27 protein-coding genes and 1 pseudogene are annotated in these 24,874 nt (G+C 56.7%); 16 read left to right on the top strand and 12 right to left on the bottom strand.

Going from position 1 to position 24,874, the window contains the following annotated elements:
- Positions 1–55: 55 nt before the first annotated feature.
- The 11 genes and pseudogenes from FNU76_RS24160 to FNU76_RS25310 all read left to right on the top strand — a co-directional run.
- Positions 56–568 carry a DUF1501 domain-containing protein gene (locus FNU76_RS24160; protein WP_179958177.1) on the top strand — a complete coding sequence of 171 codons (513 nt, stop codon included), beginning with the start codon at positions 56–58 and terminating at the stop codon, positions 566–568.
- Positions 565–1,440, top strand: coding sequence for a DUF1501 domain-containing protein (locus FNU76_RS18345; RefSeq protein WP_179958176.1), 876 nt, complete (start codon positions 565–567; stop codon positions 1,438–1,440). The genes FNU76_RS24160 and FNU76_RS18345 overlap by 4 nt, the downstream gene beginning before the upstream one ends.
- Before the next feature lie 127 nt (positions 1,441–1,567).
- Positions 1,568–2,350, top strand: coding sequence for a tetratricopeptide repeat protein (locus FNU76_RS18340; RefSeq protein ID WP_144279535.1), 783 nt, complete (start codon positions 1,568–1,570; stop codon positions 2,348–2,350).
- 468 nt (positions 2,351–2,818) lie between these two features.
- A complete protein-coding gene (locus FNU76_RS18335) occupies positions 2,819–3,994 on the top strand; it encodes a hypothetical protein (protein ID WP_144279534.1) in 1,176 nt (391 codons plus the stop codon).
- A gap of 159 nt (positions 3,995–4,153) precedes the next feature.
- Positions 4,154–5,398: a hypothetical protein gene (locus FNU76_RS18330; RefSeq protein WP_144279533.1), complete on the top strand. Its 1,245-nt coding sequence runs from the start codon at positions 4,154–4,156 to the stop codon at positions 5,396–5,398.
- 803 nt (positions 5,399–6,201) lie between these two features.
- On the top strand, positions 6,202–7,314 hold the full coding sequence (locus tag FNU76_RS18325) for a hypothetical protein (protein ID WP_144279532.1): 1,113 nt from the start codon (positions 6,202–6,204) through the stop codon (positions 7,312–7,314).
- Between the two features lie 257 nt (positions 7,315–7,571).
- Positions 7,572–8,099: a hypothetical protein gene (locus FNU76_RS18320; protein WP_144279531.1), complete on the top strand. Its 528-nt coding sequence runs from the start codon at positions 7,572–7,574 to the stop codon at positions 8,097–8,099.
- A gap of 75 nt (positions 8,100–8,174) precedes the next feature.
- Positions 8,175–8,936, top strand: coding sequence for a hypothetical protein (locus FNU76_RS18315; protein WP_144279530.1), 762 nt, complete (start codon positions 8,175–8,177; stop codon positions 8,934–8,936).
- A gap of 288 nt (positions 8,937–9,224) precedes the next feature.
- The gene (locus FNU76_RS18310) at positions 9,225–9,986 is read left to right on the top strand and encodes an endonuclease/exonuclease/phosphatase family protein (protein WP_223879084.1); all 762 of its coding nucleotides are present in this window, start codon (positions 9,225–9,227) and stop codon (positions 9,984–9,986) included.
- Complete coding sequence (locus FNU76_RS18305; RefSeq protein ID WP_144279528.1) at positions 9,987–10,229, top strand: hypothetical protein; 243 nt, start codon at positions 9,987–9,989, stop codon at positions 10,227–10,229.
- Positions 10,210–10,539, top strand: a pseudogene (locus FNU76_RS25310) (phospholipase D-like domain-containing protein); the annotation flags it as partial. The gene FNU76_RS18305 and the pseudogene FNU76_RS25310, both read left to right, overlap by 20 nt.
- On the opposite strand, the gene FNU76_RS24940 reads toward FNU76_RS25310, so the two are convergent.
- Entirely contained in the window at positions 10,507–10,659 is a 153-nt protein-coding gene (locus FNU76_RS24940; RefSeq protein ID WP_263405629.1) for a hypothetical protein, read from the bottom strand. The pseudogene FNU76_RS25310 and the gene FNU76_RS24940 sit on opposite strands and share 33 nt — an antisense overlap.
- 41 nt (positions 10,660–10,700) lie before the next feature.
- Between FNU76_RS24940 and FNU76_RS24680 the strand changes: the two genes are divergently transcribed.
- Complete coding sequence (locus FNU76_RS24680; RefSeq protein WP_223879083.1) at positions 10,701–11,372, top strand: phospholipase D-like domain-containing protein; 672 nt, start codon at positions 10,701–10,703, stop codon at positions 11,370–11,372.
- A gap of 103 nt (positions 11,373–11,475) precedes the next feature.
- On the opposite strand, the gene maiA is transcribed toward FNU76_RS24680, so the two are convergent.
- The 5 genes from maiA to FNU76_RS18275 are packed head-to-tail and all read right to left on the bottom strand — an operon-like array spanning position 11,476 to position 16,179.
- Complete coding sequence (maiA, locus tag FNU76_RS18295) at positions 11,476–12,123, bottom strand: maleylacetoacetate isomerase (protein WP_144279527.1); 648 nt, start codon at positions 12,121–12,123, stop codon at positions 11,476–11,478.
- A 14-nt stretch (positions 12,124–12,137) separates the two neighbouring features.
- Positions 12,138–13,118 (bottom strand): fumarylacetoacetate hydrolase family protein, encoded by a 981-nt coding sequence (locus FNU76_RS18290; RefSeq protein ID WP_144279526.1) that lies wholly within the window; start codon positions 13,116–13,118, stop codon positions 12,138–12,140.
- Complete coding sequence (locus FNU76_RS18285; RefSeq protein WP_144279525.1) at positions 13,118–14,251, bottom strand: homogentisate 1,2-dioxygenase; 1,134 nt, start codon at positions 14,249–14,251, stop codon at positions 13,118–13,120. The genes FNU76_RS18290 and FNU76_RS18285 overlap by 1 nt, the downstream gene beginning before the upstream one ends.
- 20 nt (positions 14,252–14,271) lie before the next feature.
- A complete protein-coding gene (gene hppD / locus FNU76_RS18280; RefSeq protein WP_144279524.1) occupies positions 14,272–15,357 on the bottom strand; it encodes a 4-hydroxyphenylpyruvate dioxygenase in 1,086 nt (361 codons plus the stop codon).
- 39 nt (positions 15,358–15,396) lie between these two features.
- Positions 15,397–16,179, bottom strand: coding sequence for a phenylalanine 4-monooxygenase (locus FNU76_RS18275; protein WP_144279523.1), 783 nt, complete (start codon positions 16,177–16,179; stop codon positions 15,397–15,399).
- A gap of 143 nt (positions 16,180–16,322) precedes the next feature.
- Here FNU76_RS18275 and FNU76_RS18270 point away from each other — a divergent pair, with 143 nt between their 5' ends.
- Positions 16,323–16,799 carry an Lrp/AsnC family transcriptional regulator gene (locus FNU76_RS18270; RefSeq protein WP_144279522.1) on the top strand — a complete coding sequence of 159 codons (477 nt, stop codon included), beginning with the start codon at positions 16,323–16,325 and terminating at the stop codon, positions 16,797–16,799.
- A 130-nt stretch (positions 16,800–16,929) separates the two neighbouring features.
- On the opposite strand, the gene FNU76_RS18265 is transcribed toward FNU76_RS18270, so the two are convergent.
- On the bottom strand, positions 16,930–17,556 hold the full coding sequence (locus FNU76_RS18265; protein WP_144279521.1) for a GNAT family N-acetyltransferase: 627 nt from the start codon (positions 17,554–17,556) through the stop codon (positions 16,930–16,932).
- Between the two features lie 96 nt (positions 17,557–17,652).
- On the opposite strand from FNU76_RS18265, the gene FNU76_RS18260 reads away from it, so the two are divergent.
- Positions 17,653–18,582 carry a LysR family transcriptional regulator gene (locus FNU76_RS18260; RefSeq protein ID WP_144279520.1) on the top strand — a complete coding sequence of 310 codons (930 nt, stop codon included), beginning with the start codon at positions 17,653–17,655 and terminating at the stop codon, positions 18,580–18,582.
- Positions 18,583–18,631: 49 nt separating this feature from the next.
- Here the strand turns inward: FNU76_RS18260 and FNU76_RS18255 are convergent, their stop codons facing one another.
- Together FNU76_RS18255 and FNU76_RS18250 are read right to left on the bottom strand one after the other, a co-directional pair.
- The gene (locus FNU76_RS18255; protein ID WP_144279519.1) at positions 18,632–19,213 is read right to left on the bottom strand and encodes a YdcF family protein; all 582 of its coding nucleotides are present in this window, start codon (positions 19,211–19,213) and stop codon (positions 18,632–18,634) included.
- A gap of 38 nt (positions 19,214–19,251) precedes the next feature.
- Positions 19,252–19,791: a hypothetical protein gene (locus FNU76_RS18250; RefSeq protein ID WP_144279518.1), complete on the bottom strand. Its 540-nt coding sequence runs from the start codon at positions 19,789–19,791 to the stop codon at positions 19,252–19,254.
- 337 nt (positions 19,792–20,128) lie between these two features.
- Here FNU76_RS18250 and FNU76_RS18245 point away from each other — a divergent pair, with 337 nt between their 5' ends.
- Positions 20,129–21,769, top strand: a complete 1,641-nt coding sequence (locus tag FNU76_RS18245; protein WP_179958469.1) for an electron transfer flavoprotein-ubiquinone oxidoreductase — start codon at positions 20,129–20,131, stop codon at positions 21,767–21,769.
- A 70-nt stretch (positions 21,770–21,839) separates the two neighbouring features.
- Here the strand turns inward: FNU76_RS18245 and FNU76_RS18240 are convergent, their stop codons facing one another.
- Both FNU76_RS18240 and FNU76_RS18235 read right to left on the bottom strand, forming a co-directional pair.
- A complete protein-coding gene (locus FNU76_RS18240; RefSeq protein WP_144279516.1) occupies positions 21,840–22,439 on the bottom strand; it encodes a short chain dehydrogenase in 600 nt (199 codons plus the stop codon).
- 100 nt (positions 22,440–22,539) lie between these two features.
- Positions 22,540–22,719: a helix-turn-helix domain-containing protein gene (locus FNU76_RS18235; RefSeq protein WP_179958175.1), complete on the bottom strand. Its 180-nt coding sequence runs from the start codon at positions 22,717–22,719 to the stop codon at positions 22,540–22,542.
- 207 nt (positions 22,720–22,926) lie between these two features.
- Here FNU76_RS18235 and FNU76_RS18230 point away from each other — a divergent pair, with 207 nt between their 5' ends.
- Entirely contained in the window at positions 22,927–23,166 is a 240-nt protein-coding gene (locus FNU76_RS18230) for a hypothetical protein (protein ID WP_144279515.1), read from the top strand.
- Between the two features lie 66 nt (positions 23,167–23,232).
- Here FNU76_RS18230 and FNU76_RS18225 read toward each other — a convergent pair whose 3' ends face one another.
- A complete protein-coding gene (locus tag FNU76_RS18225) occupies positions 23,233–24,474 on the bottom strand; it encodes a WD40/YVTN/BNR-like repeat-containing protein (RefSeq protein WP_144279514.1) in 1,242 nt (413 codons plus the stop codon).
- Between the last annotated feature and the right edge of the window lie 400 nt (positions 24,475–24,874).

Here is a 24,874-nt window from a genome sequence, read left to right as displayed (position 1 = left end):
TCCAACCCGAATGGCCGGGCGCATGTACGCCCGGCCAGCAATTGAGGAAAAAATCATGAATCGTCGCAACTTCCTCCAGCTCGCCGCCGCCAGCGGCTTGGCCAGCTACGGTCTTCCCGCCATCGCCGCCCCGCTCAGCCGCCGCGTTCTGGTCAATATCGCCCTGACCGGCGGCCCGGACTTCCGCCACCTGCTGCCGCCGGCACCGGACACCAATCCGCAAAGCTGGGCCTATCAATACTGGCAAGCCCGTGCCGCCAGCCATGGCATTCCCGCCGGGTCCAACCAGGCCGTCGCCGCGCGTTTCGCCGCCGCCTATGTCACCGCCAATGCCAACGGCACCCAGTTCGGCATACTGAAGAAATGCGGCTGGCTCAAGACCATGTGGGATGCCGGCAAGGTCGCGATCATCCACAATGTCCTGGGCGCCAGCAGCCGCGATCATGCCCACGCCCAACTGGTAATGAACCACGGCGACCGCAACACGCTGCCCACCCAGTTCGGCAAGCCCGGCTGGGGGGCCGCCTGGTCGCCGGCCTGGGCGGCAGCTCGCGTATCGTCTCGATGAGCGCGGCGCCCAGCAGCTTCTGCTTCGGCCCGCACCCCACCGACCCGCTGGACCACCGCAACGACCGCCTGCTGAATATGAAGAATTCACGTGGCCTGGCCTTGAGCGATGCCGTCGATCTGCCCGGCAATGCCTATGACCGCTCCATGGCCAACTCGCTGCGTAACTATTATGAAAGCAAGGCGGCCAAGCTGGCGCAGAGCGATGTCTATGGCCGCTTTATCCAAAGCGAACGCTCCTTGCGCCAATTCGGCAGCAGCATGAACCGCGCACTGGACGCGCAACCCATTCCCGCTCCCATCAGCAAGCTGTACACCGGCCTGCCGCCCAGCCGGCTGAACAATGCCAATATGGGCGAACAGATCCGCAATCTGTATGACGCGATCCGCAACCGCGATCTGTTCGATATGCGGGTCGCCTCGCTGTGCTACGACGGCTGGGACAGCCATGCCGGCGAGATCGCCATGATAGAACCGCGATACGAAGACCTGTTCGGCACGGGCAAGGCGCTGGATACGCTGTGGCAGTCGGTCGAAGCCGCCAGCCGCCAGAATATGGTCCTGGTGCTGGGGGGAGAATTCGGCCGGCAATTGCGCGCCAACGGCGCGGGCGGTACCGATCACGGGCGTGGATCGCATATGATCGTGATCGGCGAAAACGTGCGTGGCGGCTTCTACGGCAATCCCTTCCCCACCAGCGAACTGGCCAAGCTGGGCAAGCAGAGCCCCGATATCGATGGGCTCACCGCCATCGAACGCGTCTATGCGAGTATTTCCGAGTGGGTCGCCCCCGGTGCCGGCAGCGTGGTATTCCCCGGTGTGGCCGGCATGCCACAGGAACCCGGCAATGCCCTGAACCTGTTTCGCGCCTGATTTCATTCACTTTTAACGCCTCCGCGCGCAGCCGGCCACCCAGGCCGGCTGCGCCGTTTGCAGGAGGCTTTCCGAATCGGACGCCGGCCTATAATGTGGCAAACCAATAAGCCACGCGGAGACTGCAATGAGCCACTGGAATGCCTTTCCCCACGACGCCGCCGGCTTCGACTACGACGGCGATAAACTCTGGCAACACTGGGAACGGCTGCATGCCGGCGACCAGGAACCCTGGCCGGACGACGTGGCCAGCCAGGAAGCCTGGCGCGCCTATCATCGCGGCGACTTCCAGAACGCCGTCGCCCTGGGCTTGAAAGCCGAGACCGCCGCCGGCATCAATGCCGCCAACAAGGCACAGGCCATCTACGCCACCTACCTGGTCGAGGACGAAGACGAGAAAAAGGAACTGTTCGAGGAAGTCGCCGACCGCGCCGAGATCGCCGCCAAGGAATACCCCGACAATATCAACGCCCACTACCAGCACGCCTATGCCCTGGGCCGCTATAGCCAGGCCATCTCCATTGCCAAGGCGCTGGCCCAGGGCATCGCCGGTAAATGCAAGACCAGCCTGGACAAGACCCTGGCCCTCGCCCCCGAACACGCCGAAGCCCATATCGCCCTGGGCGCCTACCACGCCGAAATCATCGGCAAGGTGGGGAGCATGGTGGGGTCGCTGACCTATGGCGTATCGAAGGATGCCTCCGAGGCCCACTACCGCCGGGCGCTGGAATTGATCCCCCACTCGGCCATTGCCCGCATCGAATTCGCCAATGGCCTGTTGGCGCTGTTCGGCAACAAGAAGGTGAAGGAAGCGACCAAGCTGTACGAGGAAGCCAGCGAAGGTACGCCGCTGGATGCGATGGAGAAACTCGATGTCGAGTTCGCCAAGTCGGAGTTGGTCGACGAATAGCGTGGGCGTGGCGAGTTTAAACACCACGCTATCGCACTGAACTGTCGCCGGCTCCCTGGGCGGGGGCCTGGCGACGATACGCCGTAAACATAGGCCGTGTGCCTACTACGCTGCGCTAGCCCTCTCCCCGCTTCAGCGTCGCAATGATGCTGTGCCCAGTAAGGCCTCATATACGGCGTGCTGAAAAAACAGGCAGCCGCCGCCAAAACGCTTCCCACCAATGACTTAGCGGACTTGTTCCTGGCTTATGCCTGTGTTTATCCACAGGAGATGGGGATAGTTGGTCAGCGGGAAAGGACCGTTTGGCGTCACGATAGCTGCAATCCACCCTGCTTTACCCAGCTCTTTTGTGCCTGGCCCAGCCACGCTTCGACGCGGCTGGGCGTAGCGCAAGGTGAAAATCGTAAAACGGGAACGTAATGTCGAAAGTAAAGCAGGACTGAACTGTTTATAAATGGAGCACCTTGGATGATTTTTTATGGACATTATGAAATGCGCGGCATACCTCATATTTCGAAAGAGGAAGTACAGGGCCATCTAAAAAAATGTGTGGATAATGATGAAATAAGACCGGGCGAGCTTACGCAGTTCTCCTTGACATCCGGTGAATCATACACGGTCACGGTGGAAGCCGTGAGTCCGCATTGCGAGGCGGAACTAAAAATCGTCCGGGAGCAGGAAAAAAATATTAGCAAGGCGAGGCAATTTTTAAATGCTATTCGCGAGTTCTTCACACACAGATGCAAAAACCTTGGCATGAGTAATGCACAGTTGTTTACCAAAGGTGCCCAAGGCATTTGGTCAAATCGCTCCTCCGCCAGTAAAGCAAGCGCGGCGGCTTCAACTACCGGGGGCGAGAAAAAAACACAGCTTGGTAATTTGGAAAAATTCTTAGGCGATTTACTTGATATCTACCCGAAGGTAATGGGTATCAAGCTCGGTGAAAATTCGAATAACAAGCCTTTCCATAGAGTAATTGTCGCCCCAACAATTGAATTACAATCGATAGGTAAACTCCTAATAACAAAGGAGTGCTCGACTCGCTTCGAAGAAGCAATAGCAGCGCTTCAAGAGGCAATTGAGACCATCAAAGCAGCCAATGGAAATCGGGCGGCAGAGTTTGATAAGGCCAAAGGGCTATTCGTTGCCATTAGTTACCAGCTGCTTACATATGGGGAGCAGATTACTGAAGCGCATGGATTGAAAAGAACATCTGCACAACCGTGGGAGGGGACGCGTAGTGAATCATTGAAGGCTGCATTTCGGGACTGGATAAAGGCAGAGGTCGCGGCAATTGCCTCCAAGGCGCTAACAAAAGCGCATAAAATCGTGCATCCATGTGGCGGTGAGAATAATTGGGAATGGGACGCTCGTAACAAAGAAATAAACGGAGCCATGGCAGCAATAAAAAGATTGAAGGCAAAGTTTTACTTTAAAGAAAAAACCGTAGAAATTAATAACATCACCAATACGCTTGAATATTTCAAAAAAAGAATAAGTACGCACATAGCGCTCCCCAAATTACATACCACCCTTAAACGTGGAATTTTAGCGGAGATCAGGGCGAAAATTAGGGAAATAGACGTGCAGCGGGCAAATAATTTAGCTAACTTTCACAAGCACCCTTGGAACTTAAAAATTTGATTTATTATTAGCAAGTAAAGCGCGGGTGTATTGCGCACATTCGGTCCCCGAGCATAGCGCACGGATAAAAATAGGGAAGCGAGTGTGCAATGTCGAAAGCGGCGCGGTTCTGAACTGTTTATGGTCATAAACATGGTTTTTTTACGAGGGCTTAGATAAATGCTGGAAACCGGTAAAATTATTGCAGCGAACGTAAATGCTCGCCTGGCATTATGGATGTTGATGTCGCGTAAAGATATAAAGGATGAGACGGACATACCGGCAAGGTATTTCGTGCTGACAACCGGCGAGAAGTATAAGGTGGAATTGGGCTCCTGCTCTACCCGTGAGGAGTCGAAATTGGGAATCAATCGACAAAAAGAAAGCGAAATAGGCAATTTTTTCAACTTTATTAAAGAGATATTTACCCATAGATGGAAAAACCCCGGATGGGTGACGAATACACAGCTATTTACCGAGGGGGCAAAATATACGCTTTCAAACATCGAATCGGTTATAGAAAAAGAAGACAACGTGAGCGATTCAGATGTCGCCCCCCAAGAAAATGGCGAGCAGGTCGCTGAAGTAAATAAACCGCTCGCGGATTTCCTCTCTTCATTACGTAAAAATCGGGAAAAAACAAATATTGAGCGATGTTCAAAAGAACTACAGGTCCTCCACTTGGCCGTGAAGGGAATCAAGGGTTTTGAAACAATTGAAAACAGCGATGAAATCCGTACCGCAATGGAAAATGCATTGCTCAGCCTGGCTCAGATAGCTAAATCCATAAAACCCGATAGCACTGGTTTCACCGCTATTATGAAGTCTATCACGCAGCTTAAATATGCACTTTCTGGCATCATATGGGCTAAAGCGGATTTAGCACTTAAAGTAGATATGGCTGAACAGCGATTCTTTGACCTGTTCGAACAGCTGCGTACCAGCCATAGGGCGCTATCAGAAGACTCCAGGCACCAAGTGGCGAAAAAGAGTAAAGCTTCACTAGCACAAGAAAAGGTGCATAACGAATTGTGGGAGAAAGCTGCTCTCAATCGCAAAAGAGCAGAGGTCGCAGCAATCGCCTCCGAAGCATTATCATCTATTCTCGATCCAGTATCCGATAACTGCGAAGTAACTCTAGACTGGTGGGCTGGTAAAAAAGAGGAGATAAGCAATGTCATTAAGGAAATCGAAGAGCTGAAAATAACTCACGGCTGTAAAAATATGGAGATTGACTATTTTGAAACAGAATTTGATTTTATAAAAAACACCACATTTAAAAGCATCAATGAAGAAAAGCTTATGCCACCTTCTCAAATAAATACCGTCTTAGAACAGTTCAGGGAATGTAGGCGAAAAATAAATGGGCAGCTGGCACAATCTGAATCTATCGTTTCAGAAGCAAACGAGAAATTTAAACCATAATTGGCGCTCGATAAGGAATGCACTGATCTCTTGCACGTATTCAGGCAGCCGTCCGGCGAGCAGCGTGACTTACCCGCCAATCGTGCAAGTGGTAGAGGGATAATTCTGCATTTAGCGCTGATCTTGTCGGCACGCTGCTTGCCTGTAGCGCGCCGGTCAAGATGCCACGAAACAGCGCCTTCGAGAAGCTAGCCTAAATGTCGTGTTCATTTTAATTCGAATCATAAGCCATTTATTAAAATACTATAATCAACACGAATGACTCGTCGAACAGCGGTTTGGAAGGCTTGCACGAGTAGTACTTCACTCGCTCTTCCTGCACATCGGGCCGCGGTAGCAAGTCATCAATCAATTGCTGACCGCTGACGATGCTATTAGGTTTAGTGATCCCTGCGCTAGCCCTCTCCCTGCTTCGGCGTCGCAATGATGCCGTGCCCGGTATAACAACCGTAGCTCTATAGAATGGCTGCTGAAAGGTTATCAAGCTAAATTTTCGGCCGCAACGGAAAAGATTGAAGCTATACGTTATTCTCGAGAAAGGGGAGACTGAAATCACGCATGTGCTTAGACCTCCCGCAACAATCCTGTTTGCACAAGGGCGAGGCGTTGTCTCCAAGGCGGACTGGCGAGTTGCGATTGGCGTCGCTATAGCTGCACCCCTTGGATTCAACCATGTGCCCCGGCACCTTTGAGCAGGGCTAGAAATAGAAAAGAAAACCAGAGCGTAAAATCAAAAATAGTGCAGTACTGAACTGATTATAAATATGCCACTCTGGATGGGATTTTTTTAAAGGATTTATGAAATGGTCAAAATCGGCTCTATTAAAAAAGAAGATGTACAGACTAGCCTAAACAGTTGGTTGGGAAAGCCGGAAAATCAGCAAGGAGCATTACTCCAAGCGACGTTCCGTTTGACATCGGGCGAGAAATACCATGTGCGTGTGAATACCCAGATGCTACTTGATGGGATGCCCACATTGAAGGTCAAACGGAAGCTTGGAAAAAGAGAAAGGCAAGAGAGTCGCTTTTTAAGATTTATTCGAGAATTTTTTACGCACATGTGTAAAAATGGCCTGGAGACTAATTCAAATTTATTCACGAAAGTCGCTCGCAGCAATTTAAATAAAATTTTCTTACCCGGTAGTAAAAATCATGAGTCGACTTCAACCGCCGAGGAAACATCGTTTTTTGCCACCCCAAAAAAAGAACATGATTTTTCACTTCCAAGGAGTGCGCTTCCCCATATCGTCGCGACTAAACAAAATACCGAATCGAATACCGATACACCCACAAGAAATACTGAGAAACTCCCAACTGAAGCACCCTTAAGACATGATGAAAATGGGAACCACGTCAACGAGTCAATAACTGCGCTTCAAGGAACACTTGAGGCCATCAACGCATCTGGCTCTGGCGGTGATTTCACGAGAAAATTGGATACGGCTGAACGGGAGCCCTTTGCTTTGCGCAATGAGCTGCGGTTTAGGCATGCGAAGCTGGTGGCAGAGGTCGCAACAATTGCTACCAATGCATTAGAAAATGTAAGTAACCATCTTTCTCAACCGAGTAGTGAGAGTAGCTGGTGCAGAGTCTGCAAGTGTAAAATTGGAGAGGCTCTGGATAAAATAGACAGATTGCGAGAAAAATATCATTTTAAAAACATAAGAAAAGATGCAAATGAATATGAGAAAATGGCTGCTCGTGAAATTTATGGGATTTATCAAAATCTTGCAGGCATTAACAGGACTTTATCTAACCTTGAAAAGCGGCTTGCTGCAGGTAACACCCACCCTGCCGATCTAAAAAGATTTGCCCTGCTTATCACCAACGAAGACAAAAATAAAATAGGAGAGAAGTTGAAAACCGTTCAAGCTGATTTTTTGAAAGCAAACGTAGCATTTGAACCTATACGATAGTGGTCATCAAAGGAAGTATGTACAGCGGGGTACGCCGTTCGCTCCAAAAGCCTGGTGTGAAACACTTGGCGTCGCTGTCGCCCCAATCCTCGCGGATTCGTCCATTCCTCTGCACCTGCTCAGCCATGCCAATATGTGACTGCGCAGGGTACAGTGTTAAATAGCAAAACGAGAGCGCAATGTCGAAAGCGGAGCGCGACTGAACTGTATATACATACGCAATCATCCTGAATGGGATTTTTTATAAGGACCGATTAATGTTAACTTACGATATAAATGGTGCCAACAATGTTAAGGCATGCCTATCAACATGGCTGATGGATTCCCTTGAAACAATACGTCAGGGAAAAGAACTTACCGGAGCATTTCGCTTGACAAGCGGCGAGATCTATTCGGTGGAGGTGCAATATAATGACTCGCATAACGAGGCGCCGAAGTTAAAAATAGAGCGCTTGCCTGAAAAAACCGACAAAAAGAGAAAATTTTTCAAATCCATTCAAGAAATTTTTACGCATAGGTTTCAAAACGACGGATTGACTAATGCACAGCGATTTACCATAGAGACTAACAGTGTATTACAAAATATACTCCTGACTGACAATAAAGAGGAGCGACAAGCGCAATGCACACAACTTCCTCAGCCAAGTGATGGCGTCCCCGCGGAAAAGGGTGCAGATGGTACACAGAGTGACGCGGTTCGAAGAAATACATTTTCTGATGCCATTGTTATCGAAGAAAGCACCGAGCCGGATAAAAGAAAATTCTCCGATGCCATTATTATTTAAAAAAACACCGGGCCGAATGAAATAATACAGATCGAGAAAATTGCGCAGTGCTCCAAAACAATACAGAACCTTACCTTGAACGTGATGGGAATCAGGGGTTTCAAAAATTTAAACAGTGCGTATATTTCCCCGGCAATTGAAAAAATAATTAATGACGTAAACCGCAACATGATTTCGCTGGATTTGTCCTTAAATAGGGATGATATAGATAGACAAGGTTTCAGCGATTCAAAAGAAGCAATTATAAGCGCACTTAGTGAAATTAAAGCGCCTGGTGGCGATTTGGCGCGCAAAGTGGATACGGTAGAGCGGCGGTTCTTTGAATTGCGCCACAAGCTGCGATTAAAGCATACACAGCTTGTTGAAGGATGTGGGAAGGTGGTGAGGAAAAAAACGGTATTTTCACCATTGCTGGAATGGGCTCGTCCCTTATTATGGGATAGTGTTTTGCGAAACTGTAAGAAGGCAGAGATCGCCGAAATTGCTTCCAAAGCGCTCGCGAATGCTTACAAAGACATGCCTTTGGATAGGACAGCGAATATGGGTTCGTGGGACAGTTGCAAGACTATTATAAATGCAGCTTTGACGGAAATAGGAGATTTGCAAAATGAATTTCTTTCCGGGGATAAGGATGTTAAAGCTATAATTGACAAATTGAATAGAATTGTAAAGCAAAAATTTATGCCTAGTAAAGTATTTTTATCAAAAAATACCACAATTGCTTTCTTAGGACCAATTCATTCTACTTGCCAGGAAATGGAAAAACTGCGGGCAAAGTATCAACTTATCTTTTCAAAGGCAAATGAAAAACTCGAAGATTTAAATAGCCACCGATAGGACATGCGCTGAAGCATTGCGGGGCAGCTCGCGGCGCACTGACGGACTGCTGCCCCCCGCGACCTACCCGCGAACCCGGGAAGAGATGGAAAGGGAACTGTTACGACTCTCGCTGTTCTTGCCGGCACGCTGCTTGCCTGTAGCGTGCTGATCAAGAAGCCAGGAAACAGCGCCTTCAACAAGCTAAACTGAATGTCGTACCATCCGAAATCGGCTTGTAAGTATTTGATCCATATAGGCTGAATGGCCATACTTCTCGCCTGCGGCATCCGCACGAAAGCAAGGTAAGTGACTGATTTAACATCAAAACCCCTACGCATCGCCACTTACAACATCCACAAAGGCATGTCCGCCTTCAACCGCCGGCACGTCCTGCCCGCGCTGAAGCAAGCCTTGGGTGGACTGGCGGCCGACCTGGTGTTTTTGCAGGAAGTACAGGGTGAACATCGGCAAAGGGCCAGCCTGCATGCCGATTGGCCGACCGCACCGCAGCACGCCTTTCTGGCGGACGACGCTCTACACCATGCCTATGGCCGCAATGCCGACTATCGCGAAGGCCACCACGGCAATGCCGTGCTGTCGCGCTTCCCCATCCTGGGCTGGCATAACCAGGACATCAGCCTCAATACCCTGGAGCGGCGCGGACTGCTGCATGCCGAGCTGGATATCGCCGGCTGGAGCCAGCCATTGCATGCCTTATGCGTCCATCTCAACCTGCGCTCCGCCGACCGGCGCCGGCAGTTGGCGGCGCTGGCGGAATATGTGCACGCCGAGGTGCCGTCCGACGCACCCTTGATCGTCGCCGGCGACTTCAACGACTGGCAACAGCATGCCTGCGGACTATTGCAGGATTCGCTGGGCTTGCGTGAAGCATTCCACAGCGTACATGGCCGCCTGGCGGCCAGTTTTCCGGCACGCCTACCCTTGCTGACCCTGGACCGCATCTATCTGCGCGGTTTTGCCGTACTGCAGGCGGAAGTCCATACCCAGGCGGCGTGGCAGGGTCTATCCGACCACGCCCCGCTTAGCGCCACCATCAAGAGACTCTAGATGCAAGACAAGCACGGACGTTTGGGCGAAAACCCCTTCGACTATCTGGCCTGCAAGGATGGCAAGGTGCTACTGCGCCAGCACCAACGCACGGTCAAGACCCTGGCGGGCCGCGAGGCGAGCCGCTTTCTGAGCAAGGTGCAGCGCTTGGAAGGCGCGGCCCTGCAGCTCCTGCTGGCACGCGAAACGGGCCAATTCAAGTTCGGCAACGAAAAGGCCGCCGATGGCATGGCGCGACGCTAATCGGCTGACCTTGCTGCGTAACGGCGCCGATTACTTTCCGCGCCTGCTGGCCGCCATCGATGGTGCTCAGCGGGAAATCTTTCTGGAAAGCTATCTCTACGAAGTCGATTCGGTGGGCCGGCTGGTTGCGGCCAGATTGATGCGGGCGGCGCGGCGCGGGGTAGCGGTACATTTGCTATTGGACGGTTTCGGCGCGGGCCGGCTGCCGCGTATTCTGCGCCACAGCCTGTTGAAAGCCGGCGTCAAGCTCCTGTTCTATCGCCCCGAACCCCGCTTTCTATTGAACCTGAACACCCACCGGCTGCGCCGCATGCATCGCAAGCTGGCGTCGGTGGACGGCGCGATCGGCTTTGTCGGCGGCATCAATATCCTCGAGGATGAGGAAGGGCCGGGATTGGCGCCGCGTTATGACTATGCCCTGGAAATCCATGGGCCGCTGGCGGCCGAGGTGCGCAGCGTGGCGGCCAGTCAATGGCGCTTTACCTGCCTGATGCAGCTCAAGCACGACTGGCGGCGCCTGCCGCCGGCCGTGCCCCCCCTGCCCCGGCCGGCCAGGTCCGGGCCGCGCTGTTGCGGCGGGACAATATGCGGCATCGGCGCACCATCCAGGCGGCTTACCTGGCCGGCATACGCAATGCCAAACATGAAATCGTACTGGCCAATGCCTATTTCCTGCCCGGCCTCACGCTGCGGCGCAGCCTGCTGGCCGCTGCGGCACGCGGCGTACGGGTCATCATCCTGGTACAGGGACGTATCGATCAGGCGCTGCTGCATTACGCCACACGCGTGCTATATCGGCCCCTGCTGGAAGCGGGGGCCGAGATCCACGAATACACGGCCGGATTTATGCATGCCAAGGTAGCGGTGGTGGACAGGCGGTGGCTGACCGTCGGTTCGTCCAATATCGACCCGCTCAGCCTGCTGGCCGCGCGCGAAGCCAATATCGTGGCCTTGGATGCGCCGCTGGCCGAGCAATTGCGCGCCGATATCCAGCGCCATATCGAAGAAGATGCACAGCAGGTTTTTGCACACCACTTGAGCAAGGCGCCCTGGTGGCGGCGTAGCCTGCCCTGGCTGGCCTATCAGATGGTGCGCGGCTTGCTGGGCCTGACCGGTTACGGGGCGCGCGAATATCGGGAGTAACTGAGAGGAACGAGAAAGAGACTGTGCAATTTCAGTGTCGCTTACGGCCAGCATTGTCGATTTAAGCCCGCCGCAAGCGCTGATAGCTCGTAATTTCAACGAGTTATTCGGCATCAGCTTGCGCAGATGGATGGCTGACGGCAAAAGCCGGTAGATTCACCAAATGGGCATCCACCGCGACGATATGCGGATAAGGCGTCAAATCCAGTTTGAAACGACGGGCATTGAACACCTGCGGCACCAAACAGATATCGGCCAGCGTAAGGGCGTCGCCCACGCAATACCGGGTACTGCCGCTACGGGCCAGTTCCGCTTCGATACCTTCGAATCCCACCGCCAGCCAATGCCGGTACCAGTCGTCCGCCTCCTCCCCCGTATGGCCCAGCGGACCCTTCAGATATTGCAGCACGCGCAGATTGCAGATCGGGTGGATATCGCAAGCCACCGCCATGGCCAGCGAGCGCACGCGGGCACGGGCCAGGGCGTCGGCAGGCAGCAGCGGCGGCTGCGGATAGCGTTCTTCCAGGTATTCGCAAATGGCCAGCGACTGGGCGATGACCGCCCCGTCATCGACCAATGCCGGCACCAGACCTTGTGGGTTCAGCGCCAGGTAGTCGGCGGCCCGCTGCTGGCCACCGTCGCGCAATAGATGGACGGGGATGGCTTGATAGTCCAGCCCCTTCCAGGCCAGCACGGCGCGTACCCGCCAGGCGGCGGAGGAACGGAAATAGGTATATAGCGTTCTTTGCATGGCGGGTAGCGGCCTTACTTGATCAACTGGACCGACTGCTGGATGCTGCCGAAGATCGATTTGCCGGCGATATCCAACATCTCGATCTTGACCGTATCGCCATGCCGGAGGAAAGGCGTGGACGGTTGACCGTGTTCGATGGTCTCGATCATCCGCAACTCGGCCAGGCAACAGAATCCACGGCTGCGATCCTTGTTGGAAATCGTGCCGGAACCCACGATGGAGCCCGCGCCCAGCTTACGGGTACGCGCCAGGTGGGCGATCAGGTCGGCATGGCTGAACGTCATTTCCTCGCCGGCATTCGGCTCGCCGAACCGCTCGCCATTGACCCAGACGCGCAGCGGCAGGTGCAGACGGTTGTCGCGCCAAGCGCCTTCCAGTTCATCCGGCGTAACCGCCACCGGGGAGAACGCGCTGGCCGGCTTGGACAGGACGAAGCCGAAGCCCTTGCCCAGTTCATTGGGGATCAGATTGCGCAGGCTGACGTCATTGACCAGCATCACCAGGCGGATATGCCCGGCCGCATCGGCGGCGCTGGTCCCGATGGCGACATCGTCGGTGATGACGGCCACCTCGGCCTCCAGATCGGTGCCCCAGGCTTCGTCGCGGATGGTGATGGGGTCGCGGGCGCCCAGCATATCGTCCGAACCGCCCTGGTACATCAAGGGGTCGGTATAGAAGGACGGCGGCATCTCGGCATTGCGGGCCTTGCGCACCAATTCCACGTGGTTCAGATAGGCCGAGCCATCCACCCACTGGTAGGCGCGCGGCAGCGGCGCGGCGCAAGCGGCGGGATCGAAAGCTTGCGCATCGCTCCGCTGGCCAGCGTTCAGTTCATCCGATACCGCGCGCAGTTGCGGCGCGGTGGCTTGCCAGTCGTCCAGCGCCGCCTGCATGGTGGCGGCAATCCCGGCGACTTCGACATAGTGGCTCAAGTCGCGGCTGACCACGATCAGACGGCCATCACGGCCGTGTTTCAGGCTGGCGAGTTTCATTACGCTTGATCCTTTTTCACTTTCCAGCTGTCGGCATAACCGGTCCACTCCAGCTTGAGGGCGGCATCGGTCAGATCCAGGGGGTCGCGGGCATCGATCATCAGGGCGACCTCGTCGGTCTCTTTCTTCACTGCGGCGGCGCCGGCGGCGAAGGCCTTGGGATGCGGGCCATGGGTAAAGCCGCTGGGATGGAAGCTGACCATGCCGGGGTGGATATTGTCGCGACTGAAGAAGTTGCCCTTGTGATAGAAGATCACTTCGTCGTAGTCGTCGTTGTTATGGAAGAACGGCACCTTGAGCGCGCCCGGATCGGATTCGATCGGCCGCGGGCAGAAGGTGGTGATGATAAAGCGGTTGCACTGGAAGGTGGTGTGTACCGAGGGCGGCAGGTGATAGCGATGGCTCATCACCGGACGGATATCGCGCCAGTTCAGCTTGACCGGGGTCAGATCGCCATGCCAGCCCAGGGCGTCGAGCGGATTGAACGGATAGGTGATGGTGGTCAGCGACTTGCGCCGCTTCACCACTACCCGGGTTTCCGTTTCGGTCTGCTGGGCGCGGAAGGCATCGTCCATCACCGGCCGTACCAGGACCGCCGGATCGAAGATGGCGTGTGGTCCCAACATGCCCTTGTCCGGCAAGCGGTAGCTGTCCTCGGTGGCCTCCACCATGAATACGGCCAAGGGCTGGCTGACTTCGATACGCCACATGCTGCCGCGCGGCATCACCACGTAATCGCCTTCGCCCAGTTCCAGGCGGCCCCAGTCGCAAAACAGCACGCCGGCGCCGTCATGGATAAACAGCAGCTGGTCGCCATCCGAATTGCGTGCCAATGCCGGCATGTTTTCCGCCAGTCGCCACCAGCGCACTTCGCAGTGGCTGTTGTGCATCATCACCGGCGCTTGCCAGGGCGAGGCATGGCCGTCCTTGCTCTCGGCGAAGTCGAGGGCACGCGGCTTGACCGGGCCGTCAAAGCTCAGCCAACCGGTTGGGGCGTGGCGGTGGACGAAATGGGCGGCGGGGCCGCCGAAGCCTTCCTTGCCGACTTCCCGTTCGAAGGTGCCGTCCGGCAAGTCGCAATGCGCTTGCTTGGTATAGATGCCCTCGGCGAGGGGCAGGCGTATCCATTCCATAGTCATGTCTCCGGGGATGGTCAGGCGGCTACTTTGCCGTCGGCCGAGATCACGCCGCGGCGTACCTGGTCGAGTTCGATCGATTCGAACAAGGCGCGGAAATTACCTTCACCGAAGCCTTCATCGCCCTTGCGCTGGATGATTTCGAAGAAGATCGGGCCGATGCAGGTCTCGGTAAAGATCTGCAGCAGCAGGCCGCCGCCTTCGCCGGGGGCGCCATCGAGCAGGATATTGTTCTGCTTGAGGCGGGCAACGTCTTCACCATGGCCGGGCAGGCGCTTGTCCAGCAATTCGTAATAGGTATCCGGCGTCTTCAGGAAGGTGACGCCGCGTGCGCGCAGCTTCTCGATGGTGCCGTAGATATCTTCGGTGGTCAGCGCGATATGCTGGATGCCCTCGCCCTTATAGGCGCGCAGGTATTCTTCGATCTGGCTCTTGTCATCGCTCGATTCGTTGATGGGAATACGGATCTTGGCGCAGGGGCTGGTCAAGGCCCGACTCTTCAGGCCGGTGAGCTTGCCTTCGATATCGAAGTAGCGGATTTCGCGGAAATTGAACAGGTCCTCGTAGAACGCAGCCCACTTGTCCATGGCGCCACGGTGCACATTGTGGGTGAGATGGTCGATGACCTTCAGGCCGCAATCGTTGCCGGCCGGATCGGCGCCTTCGATGGGCACGAAGTCCATATCGTAGATGGATGCCTTGCTGTTGCCTTCGTAGCGGTCCACGAGATACAGCAAGGAGTCGCCGATGCCCTTGATGGCAGGGATATTCACTTCCATGGCGTTCGGCCGGCTTTCCACACCCCAGGCGCCCAGCTTCAGGGCGCGCTCATAGGCCTTGGCGGCATCCTTCACCCGGAATGCCATGGCACAGGCCGAGGCGCCGTGCTGGGTGGCGAAACGGGAGGCGAAGCTGTGCGGTTCGGCATTGACGATCAGGTTGATGTCGCCCTGGCGATACAAGGTGCATTCCTTGGAACGGTGCCGGGCGATGGCGGTAAAGCCCATCAGTTCGAACAACTCGCCCAGGGCCTTGGTGTCGGGGCCGGTGAATTCGACAAATTCGAAGCCGTCGGTGCCCATGGGGTTGATGGGATCGGTCATGCTGCTCTCCTGTTGGTATGCAAATAGTCGTCTTATTGTTTACAGCAGGCCGTGGCGGTGCGCCCAGGCGTAGAAGCTGTCTTCCAGCTGATCGAAGCTATCGATCACGAACAGCTCTTCCTGCATATGCCAGATGTCGTAGGACTTGTTGGCGATCACTTCCAGATCGAAGGGCAGTTTCTTCGGCCCGTCCGACAAGCTGTAGAGCACTTCCTTGGGCGAGGAAAGGATGCCGGCGCCATAGATGCGCAGTCCGCCCGGATTGCGGATCAGGCCATATTCCACCGTGTACCAGTAGATGCGGGGCAGCCAGTCGCGGGCGGCCGGATCGATCGCCGGGTTGGTGAAGGCATTCACGCCGGCCTGGCCGAATTTTTCGAAGAAGGCGCAGAAGCGGGGATTGACCAGCAGGGGTGCATGGCCCAGCAGGTCATGGAACATATCCGGGCTGGGCGTGTATTCGAGTTCATCCGGGCGACGGATAAAGTCGGTCGAGGGGAAGATGCGTTCGGACAGCAGCTTGAAGAATTCGTAGTTGGGCACCAGGCCGTCGACCCGCATGATGGTCCAGCCGCTATGCGCCGCGATATGGTCGCTGATATCGGCCAGCGCCGGGATACGCTCCGCCGGAAAACCTACCGTGTCCAGCCCTGCCATGAATTCGTCGCACGCCCGGCCCGGCAGCACCTTGTGCTGATTGGCGTACAACTGCGCCCAGGTATGGTGCTCGATATCGGTATAGGCGGGTACTTCGACCGCGTGAATATCGCGGTAGTCGGGTATGCAATCGTGCATGCCGCGGGGAATGACTGCTTCTTCCATGTTGTCTGCTCCTGCCCGAATGGCTCGGGTCTGACGATGCGGCAAGGATACGAAAGCCGACGCGCAATGTGCTTGCTAAATGCATGCCGAAGCAGTGCAGCATTGGCATAAAATGCCAATAAACCAAATACTAGGCGCACAAAATGACCGAGCTCGACAAAATCGACTTGAAAATCCTCGCAGCCCTGCAGATTGACGGCCGTTTAAGCAATCTGGAACTGGCCGAGGCGATCAACCTCTCCCCCTCGCCCACCCTGCGGCGACTCAAGCGATTGGAAAGCGAAGGGGTGATCGCCCGCTATGTCGCCTTGCTGGAGCCTGCCAGATTGGGCCTGGGGCTGGAAGCCTTCGTGCGGGTGATGCTGGATAAGCGCGAGCGCCAGTTCGCCGCTTTTGCAGGGGCGGTGCAGGAATGGCCGGAGGTGGTGGCCTGCCACGCCATGGCGGGCGAGATGGATTATCTACTGCGGGTGATATTCGAGGATCTGGCGCATTTCTCGCGCTTCGTGATGGATACCCTGCTGCAACACCCGGGTGTGATCGACGTGAAGTCGAGCTTTGTCCTGCAGGCGATCAAGCAGACCACCGCGTTGCCGCTCAATCACCTGGGAAAACACTAATGCCGCCCAAAAAACAGGCAGCCCCTCGAAAAACCAGCGTGGACAGGGACTTGCCGGACTTACCCCTTACTTGTTCCTGGCTTTATCCACAGTGTGTGGGGATGGTTTACCGTCGCCATAAGCGACGACTCTATATCACCAAGGTCGATTGCCGCGCGCGCCCCTGCACTTCCGGCTTGGCATTCGCCGCCAAGCGCGCCAACAGGTGGCGGCAGGCCGCTTCATCGGCGGCCAGGCGATAGGCGGGCGTGGCCGGCAGCCACGGGAAGGCTTGCACCAGGCCAGCCGGGGCCAGGCCTAATTTGGCGATAAGCCGTTGCGCCGCGAGATTGTCGGTATCGGCCATCGCCCACACCTCGTCCTCGCCCAACTCGCTGAAAGCCAGCTGTATGGCAGCCTGGCCCAGTTCCGTCGCAAATCCCCGGCCCCAAGCCTCGGCCTTGAAGCGAAAACCCAGATTCAGACGATTTTTGTCGCCATAGTTCCGCCACGATAATCCGCCGAAACCCAAGACCTCTTCAGGTGCTTCGCGGCGGCACACGACCCAGAAACCGAACCCATGCCGTACCCAGTGCATCTGCCAGCGCCACAGCAGGTCGGCGGCTGCGTCCATGCTGCGCAACGGTCCGGCTGGATTGTGCCGGCAGGTAGCCGGATCGGAAAAAATCTCGAACGCTGCCGCCAAATCGGCACCGGTGGGCGCACGCAAGATCAGGTGCTCGGTTTGGATGGTGGCGATGGTTTGAGGCCTGGTCATGGCGGTCGTTTGTGGAATCGTGGTGTGACGAATTGTCTAGTGCCTGCAGACATATCGGAATACGCTATATGCTTATAGTTCTTATAAGTATCCATTATGTCTATTCTACTTAGCGACCTGGAGCTGCTCAGCGATGTCGCGGAACGCGGTAGCTTCAGCCAGGCTGCCGCGGCGCGCGGCTGGTCGCAACCACAGGTCAGCCAGCGTATCGCCCTGTTGGAGAGCCGGCTAGGTACCCAACTATTCCAGCGCCATCGCCGTGGCGCGGTGGCCACGCCGGCCTGTCTAACCTATCTGGAATCCGTTCGCCGCGCCCTCAGCGAACTGGACAGCGGTCGCCGCGCCATCCAGGGCGCGCCGGCCCTGCCGGAAGCGCGCATCGGTTGCCCGCCCTCCTTGGCCTCCCTGGTATTCAGCCCCTTGGTCGCCGCGCTGGCAGAGACACCCATCGAATTGTTCTGCCATACCGACCACTCCACCGAACTGATGGAACGGGTGCTCACCGGCCGCCTCAAGGGTGCATTCGTGCTCAATCGCCCTACCATTACGGGCATTCAGCTGGAAATGTTGGCTGTTTCACCCATCGTCGCCATGGTAGCGGCCGACCACCCACTGGCCGACGCCGGCCCCTTACCCCTGGCCGCCATCGCCGATGCCCGCATTTCGCCGCAGTGGTGGGGCAGCGAAGCGGAGGAACTGGTACGGCTGCTGCGTAGCCACCGACGCGCGCCGCTGCCGCTGCATATCAACCAACCTGCCACCACCGCTTGCGAATTGGCGCTGGAGCATGGCTTTATCGTTTTCATGCCCGCCATCGCCGCCTTGCGGGATCTACAGGCCGGACGGCTGCTGCCTCTGCAGGTCAGTGACCTACCGCAATGGCAGTGGGAAGTAATGATGGCCTATCGCGCCGGCAAGCGGCCCGATGCCAGTCGCGATACCGTGCTGGCGGCGGCCCGCACGATCGGCATGCAGTGGCGCGCTTCTTTGGCTGAGCTTGGCTTGGCGGATACGGCGAATTTATAGACGATGCCCAAGGGCGCACTCGACCGTAGCGGTCATCGACGAGCCCCCCTTACTTTGCTTTTTTAGCCGGGCTGAAGTCGAAATAGGAAGCACTTTCGCTTGCTTGTACCAAGTCATAAAGCAGGCAGCTGGCCTCGCGCAGCAGAATGGCTAGCAAGCTTGCATGCCATTTTTGGTCACAAGTGGTCAGCGGCTTCGAACACGTCACCACCGCGAGGTCGAATCGTTCACAATAGCCATTGAAAATCATGCCCGCACGCGGTGCGGAAAATGTATCGCAGCAAAGCAGCAAGCGATCTCCCTTTTCGATTTTCCGGTCAACTAAAAAATGTGCAAGAAACTGCGTGGCATTGCCATGAGTCGAATCCCGCCCCTTGGGGCCATATGCTTCGGGCGGCGTTTCGATAAAATGCGCCCGATTGGCAAATAATTGACGAACCTGCTCCAACTCCGATGATTTTTGCCAAATATACGTAGCGGAGTCGGCTTCATTGCGCGCGCTCCCAGGCAAAGTCAACTCCTCTGCGAGACCCAGCCTGGATTCCAGTTGCAGCTTGAAATCCTTTAGAAACTCCGTTCGGTGTTGCTGTGTGAGGCATGGCCAGTCGGCCGTGCAAAAATAGTATGCCAAGGCTACATCCAACTGATCGACAATCGACGTCGCAATCTCTATTGGAGTGAGCGTCCTGCCACCCAGAAAATAGAGTGCGTGCTATCCAATGCCTCTGGGGAATTTACCTTTAACAATTCCTCGACAACTTCTTTTACGCAAGCAATCCGTGTGGCATTACTGGAGTGAAGCCCAAGCGGCACCACGATGGCACACGGCGGCGCCCCTTTGAATCTACTCAAATCCGGCTCAATGGGTTTGAAAATTTCCGCCAAACCCGCGTCCAGCATTTGCTGTCGGATAGGTGCATCCGGTGGAATCTGCGTGATCGCCGAGTTGACGGATAAATACCTTCCCGGCACGGGCCGCCATAGATTGAGACACTTTTCTTGCGCCATCCGGTTTATTTCCACACCTGTCGCTTCTTGGCACCCTAATAAAACGGCTAGCGGTCCGAGCAATTGCGCCAATTCGAACGAGGGGCATAGACGCATTGCGCATCGGTATAAAGCAAGGTTTTTCTCATGATCAACGCCGACGTCTTGCCAGGATTCGGAATTCAAAAAAATTGGCGAATTGATAGATAAATTGGTATGCATGGTTTAACACTTAAAACGAGAAACGGACGCAGGCTTTTCCCTTTCGCCACCGCCCTATCGTTTTTCAAGCGGATAGACTCGCCTTGCATCGGTCTGCCCCCAACGCGCCTGTGCCGGTCTCCCGGACAGCTTCGGTTCGAGGAGCTGTCGCAAATTGGCCTCATCCACCCCCACAAGTCGGTGAAGGGAGCGCAAAAAGCCACGACCACCTGTCCATTCCGCATCCGGCGTTTTGACGCAGGGCAGCATGCTCCCGCATCATTAGCTACTTTTCTTCCCGTGGCGCTCCCGATGCGCCAACAACAACAGCGAGGACCACCCCGTGGAACGCGAATTCATGGAATACGACGTGGTGATCGTCGGCGCCGGCCCTTCGGGCCTGAGCGCGGCGATTCGCCTCAAGCAACTAGCCGCCGAGAAGGGTTCGGAGGTCAGCGTCTGCGTACTGGAAAAGGGCTCCGAAGTCGGCGCGCACATCCTGTCCGGCGCCGTGATCGACCCGATCGCCATGAACGAATTGTTCCCGGACTGGAAAGAACGGGGCGCGCCGCTGAACGTGCCGGTCAGCGAGGATCGCTTCCTGATCCTGGAAGAGGACGAGTCCTATCGCATCCCCAACTTCCTGTTGCCGCCGCTGATGAACAACCATGGCAACTATGTGGTCAGCCTGGGCAATGTCTGCCGCTGGCTGGCGCAACAGGCCGAAGCGCTGGGCGTGGAAATCTATCCGGGCTTTGCCGCGGCCGAGGTGCTTTACCACGGCGACGGCTCGGTCAAGGGCGTGGCGACCGGCGATATGGGCGTGGGCAAGGATGGCGAACATAAGCCGGAATACGCCCGCGGCATGGAATTGCACGCCAAGTACACCTTGATCGCGGAAGGTGTGCGCGGTTCGCTGGCAAAGGAGCTGCAGACGCGCTTCGACCTGCGCGACGGCATCGACCCGCAGAAATTCGGCATCGGCCTGAAGGAATTGTGGCGCATCGATCCGGCCAAGCACCAAGCCGGCCTGGTGATGCACTCGCAAGGCTGGCCGTTGAACAGCAATGCCGGTGGCGGCTCCTTCCTCTACCACCTGGACGATAACCAGGTGGTGGTCGGTTTTGTCGTGCACCTGAACTACGCCAATCCCTACCTCAGCCCGTACGACGAGTTCCAGCGCTTCAAGACCCACCCGGCCATCCGTGGCTTCTTCGAAGGCGGCAAGCGCATCGCCTACGGCGCGCGTGCCATCAACGAAGGCGGCTTGCAGTCCATTCCCAAGCTGACCTTCCCAGGTGGCGCGCTGATCGGTTGTTCGGCCGGCTTCGTCAATGTGCCGCGCATCAAGGGCAGCCACAACGCCATGAAGAGCGGCATGCTGGCGGCGGAATCGGCCTTCGATGCGCTGGCGGCAGGCAGCCAGGGCCACGATGAACTGGTCGCCTATCCACAAAAGCTGCGCAATTCCTGGGTCTGGGACGATCTGGACAGCGTGCGCAATATCAAGCCGGCGCTGAGCAAGTTTGGCATGTGGGGCGGCACGGTCTACGGCGGTTTCGACATGTGGTGCCATTCGCTCGGTATCCGCCTGCCGTGGACCTTCCGCCACGGCAAGGCCGACCACCAGATGCTGCTGCCGGCCGACGAATGCACGCCGATCGACTATCCCAAGCCCGACGGCAAGATCAGCTTCGACAAACTCAGCTCGGTGTTTATCTCCAACACCAATCATGAGGAAGACCAGCCTAGCCATCTCAAGCTGAAGTCCGCCGAGATCCCGGTCCAGCTGAACTGGAAGGTCTACGCCGGTCCGGAACAGCGCTTCTGCCCGGCGGGAGTGTATGAGTTCGTCGGGGTAGAGGAAAATGCACCGCGTTTGCAGATCAATGCGCAGAACTGCGTGCACTGCAAAACCTGCGATATCAAGGATCCGTCCCAGAATATCAACTGGGTGGTGCCGGAGGGCGGTGGCGGACCGAACTATCCGAATATGTAATCGGATGCATGAACAAAGCGGCGAGGTTTTCCCTTGCCGCTTTTTTTATTCCCTCATGTCGGCGAACAGCTCACCAGACCTTGTACACCTGCCCGGTTTGCCCGCCTTCCACGCTGCGCACATAAGCCAGGGCCACCCGGCTGGCCGGCACCGGCTCGAAGCCGGGAAAGAATGGGCCGTACTTGTCCCAGGATTCCAGCAACACCGTCGGGTTGACGGCATTGATGCGGATGCCATCGCGCAACTCGATTGCCGCCGCCCGGACAAAACCTTCCACCGCCAAATTCACTGCCGTGGCATTGGCGCCATTTCGGATCGGTTCGGAGCCGACGATACCGCTGGTCAAGGTAATCGAACCGCCCGCGTTCAGGTAATGCTGGCCGATCAAGGCCAGACTGACCTGGCCCAACAGCTTGTCCTGCAGGCCGATATTGAATTGCGCAGGGGTCATCTCCCCCAGTGGGCCGAAATGCAGGCCGCCGGCCGCGCAGATGATGGCATCGACCTTGCCGACACGTTCGAACAGCGCTTCGATGCTGTCGGTACGGGTGATATCGACCTGGTGTTCGCCACCGCTCCTGCCGACGCCGACCAGGCTGTGCCGCTGACCTAATTCCTTGACCACGGCAGAACCGATGGTGCCATTTGCGCCTACGACGACGATTTTCATGTGGGGTTTCCTTTGCATGGATGGGTGTGCCGGCTGATGGCACGGCAGGAACCACATTGTGGCGGGCTGGCCGAGGCGGAAAAACCAGCGAGCCGTTGCATCAGTTGCAAGTGGGAGTTGGCAATCGTGAATTTGCGATCGTGGCGCGAGCAACGATATCGAGCGCATAAGCGATAAAAACGGGATCGCTTGTCTCGATTGCACCGGTCATGAAGGCGGTAATGGCTTGGTCGGATCTCAAATCTTCCGCCGGATCGTAGCTAGTCAACTCTTCGGTCATGAACATCCCTTCCAATTCGGCCAAGAATGATTGCGAGTTTGTAAAATCTTTGGCTGGCGTGCTCTTGTCAATAGAGGGGAAGATTTCGTGCGAGTTCCTTGGAGCTATGGGAACAATATGGACCCATTGCGCTCAAAACGCCCTAATGCCCAATAACCGTCAATTTTGCGGTACCGTATGGGAGTCGCTTGAAACGAGGTTTTGGCGATGACCAACGTGCAAATCTCACTTCCCGATGAGCTAGCGCAAACAGCGGCCGATGCCGGCTTGCTCTCAGCCGAAGCGATGGAAGCAATGTTGCGGGAGCAGCTACGCCGCCGCGCGGGCAATGCATTGAAAGCGATGTGGCAGCGAGCACCAAATGAGGAACTCACTCCCGAGATCGAACAAGAGATCGTCGAAGAAGTACACAAGGTGCGCGCTAGATACTGCTACCCCTTGCCTTAATGAGGGCGCATATTTATGACAAAAGCCCCATCCGCAGACAGGGCTTTTGAACGGCATACGCGCTGATCAATAAGCGCTAGCGTTACTCCCACCCACCCCCACCGCAACATAAGTCGCCCCGCCCAACACCAGGTCATTGGCCCTGCTACCCGTGCCGGTAGTGGCCAGCGTCCAGGTATAGCGGTCCGCGCCGGTAGCCAGCTTGCCGGTCAAGGCGGTGCCGGCCGCGCCGACCACCACGACTTGCGAAGCGGCGTTGACGGCGTAGAGGTCCTGGGTGGTGCCGGACTCGTTGACGGTCCAGACCGGCGTGTCGGTAAAGATGTTCTTACCGCTCACGATGGTGCCGCCCTTGCCTACCGCAATGACATTGGCGCCGCTGAAGTAGACCCCGTGCAGGTCGGCGGTCACGCCGCTGTTCTGGGTCTTCCAGGTTTTGCCGTCGACGCTGGAGAGGATGGTGCCGCCGGCGCCGACCGCCACGAATCCACTGCTGGTGTAAACCACCTTGTTCAGGTCGCGCTGGGTGCCGGATACCTGGGCAGTCCAGGCGCTGCGGTCCGGCGGGCTGGTGACGATGGTGCCGGCCTCGCCCACCGCCAGGTAGACGTTCGCACCGCCGACCAAACGATTGAGCCGCTTGGTGGTGCCGGTGCCCACGGGAGCCGCGGCCCAGGTGATACCGTCGGTGCTGCGCAACAACTTGCCGTCGCTGGTCAGGGCCAGATAGTCGACGTTGTCGTAGAACACGGTGGTCAGGTCGGCGGCGGTACCGGAGGTTTGCGCGGTCCAGGTCTTGCCGTCGATGCTGCGCTGGATGGCGCCGCCCTGGCCCACGGCCAGGAAATGGCCGAGATTGTTGTTGAAGACCACATTATTCAGGTCGACCGTACCGGCGCTGCTGCCGACGGTCCAGGCATTGCCGGCCGGACGGGGCGACACGGCGATGGACTGGGCTGCCGGACCGGCCGGGCCGCCGTTGCGGGTGGCGTTGATGGTAAAGGCATAGGTCACGCCATTTGCCAGGCCGGTCAGCACCATGGGCGAGCGGGACGACGGAAAGATCTGGGCGGACGGATATTTGCCGTAATCGTCCGGGGTAATGCCGGTGGCTGCCGCGGTAAAGACCCAATAGGTCAGATTGGGATCTTCCTTCCAGGTGATGGTGACCTGGCCATCGCCGGCCTTCACCATGAATTCCTGCGGCGCCTCGCCGGGGGCGGATTCCTTGCCATTGCACGCGACCAATGCCAGCAGCGGCAAAACCAGCAGCAGGCGTATCAATGTTTTAAATAGGGTGTGCAACACTGCGCAGTTCCTTTACGTGGATCAAATACCGAATCTGGGATGGCCGGACTAGGGCGATAAGGTCGCCACGCCCTGGCAATGTGGCGAAGCCGTCACACAAAGGGCCAGTGAAATCGACCGGGTGGATGGGATCGCCATGCTGGCAAGGGCCGCGCAAGTGTAGTCCACTCCGCCGCGCCCGGCGAGCCGCCCGTACGGGACACGCAATGCCTTTACAACAAGGGTGGCGGCGTGGGTTCCCGGCTGTGGACGGCAGCAGCGCATATCCGCGGCAGCGCGCCCCGGCGCGCCAAAACCGGCAGCGGCGCCATTTGCAACGCGGAATCAATAGCTTTCCGAAAGCCGTCATATCGGGCGATATCATTCAAACCGCGTATCGGGATTTCCCGCTCGGCCCGCC

Origin of the sequence: Chitinimonas arctica (assembly GCF_007431345.1) — a bacterium.
Classification (GTDB): Bacteria; Pseudomonadota; Gammaproteobacteria; order Burkholderiales; family Chitinimonadaceae; genus Chitinimonas; species Chitinimonas arctica.
This window is presented reverse-complemented; position numbering and strand designations above follow the sequence as displayed.

Coding starts and splice junctions, on each gene's coding strand:
- FNU76_RS18245 (WP_179958469.1), top strand. CDS start 20,129: ATGGAATACGACGTGGTGATCGTCGGCGCCGGCCCTTCGGGCCTGAGC.
- FNU76_RS24680 (WP_223879083.1), top strand. CDS start 10,701: ATGGCGCTTTACCTGCCTGATGCAGCTCAAGCACGACTGGCGGCGCCT.
- maiA (WP_144279527.1), bottom strand. CDS start 12,123: ATGCAAAGAACGCTATATACCTATTTCCGTTCCTCCGCCGCCTGGCGG.
- FNU76_RS18235 (WP_179958175.1), bottom strand. CDS start 22,719: ATGACCGAAGAGTTGACTAGCTACGATCCGGCGGAAGATTTGAGATCC.
- FNU76_RS18290 (WP_144279526.1), bottom strand. CDS start 13,118: ATGAAACTCGCCAGCCTGAAACACGGCCGTGATGGCCGTCTGATCGTG.
- FNU76_RS18320 (WP_144279531.1), top strand. CDS start 7,572: ATGTTAACTTACGATATAAATGGTGCCAACAATGTTAAGGCATGCCTA.
- FNU76_RS18275 (WP_144279523.1), bottom strand. CDS start 16,179: ATGGAAGAAGCAGTCATTCCCCGCGGCATGCACGATTGCATACCCGAC.
- hppD (WP_144279524.1), bottom strand. CDS start 15,357: ATGACCGATCCCATCAACCCCATGGGCACCGACGGCTTCGAATTTGTC.
- FNU76_RS18285 (WP_144279525.1), bottom strand. CDS start 14,251: ATGGAATGGATACGCCTGCCCCTCGCCGAGGGCATCTATACCAAGCAA.
- FNU76_RS24940 (WP_263405629.1), bottom strand. CDS start 10,659: ATGGATTTCCAGGGCATAGTCATAACGCGGCGCCAATCCCGGCCCTTC.
- FNU76_RS18240 (WP_144279516.1), bottom strand. CDS start 22,439: ATGAAAATCGTCGTCGTAGGCGCAAATGGCACCATCGGTTCTGCCGTG.
- FNU76_RS18340 (WP_144279535.1), top strand. CDS start 1,568: ATGAGCCACTGGAATGCCTTTCCCCACGACGCCGCCGGCTTCGACTAC.
- FNU76_RS18250 (WP_144279518.1), bottom strand. CDS start 19,791: ATGCATACCAATTTATCTATCAATTCGCCAATTTTTTTGAATTCCGAA.
- FNU76_RS24160 (WP_179958177.1), top strand. CDS start 56: ATGAATCGTCGCAACTTCCTCCAGCTCGCCGCCGCCAGCGGCTTGGCC.
- FNU76_RS18265 (WP_144279521.1), bottom strand. CDS start 17,556: ATGACCAGGCCTCAAACCATCGCCACCATCCAAACCGAGCACCTGATC.
- FNU76_RS18270 (WP_144279522.1), top strand. CDS start 16,323: ATGACCGAGCTCGACAAAATCGACTTGAAAATCCTCGCAGCCCTGCAG.
- FNU76_RS18325 (WP_144279532.1), top strand. CDS start 6,202: ATGGTCAAAATCGGCTCTATTAAAAAAGAAGATGTACAGACTAGCCTA.
- FNU76_RS18345 (WP_179958176.1), top strand. CDS start 565: ATGAGCGCGGCGCCCAGCAGCTTCTGCTTCGGCCCGCACCCCACCGAC.
- FNU76_RS18260 (WP_144279520.1), top strand. CDS start 17,653: ATGTCTATTCTACTTAGCGACCTGGAGCTGCTCAGCGATGTCGCGGAA.
- FNU76_RS18305 (WP_144279528.1), top strand. CDS start 9,987: ATGCAAGACAAGCACGGACGTTTGGGCGAAAACCCCTTCGACTATCTG.
- FNU76_RS18335 (WP_144279534.1), top strand. CDS start 2,819: ATGATTTTTTATGGACATTATGAAATGCGCGGCATACCTCATATTTCG.
- FNU76_RS18330 (WP_144279533.1), top strand. CDS start 4,154: ATGCTGGAAACCGGTAAAATTATTGCAGCGAACGTAAATGCTCGCCTG.
- FNU76_RS18230 (WP_144279515.1), top strand. CDS start 22,927: ATGACCAACGTGCAAATCTCACTTCCCGATGAGCTAGCGCAAACAGCG.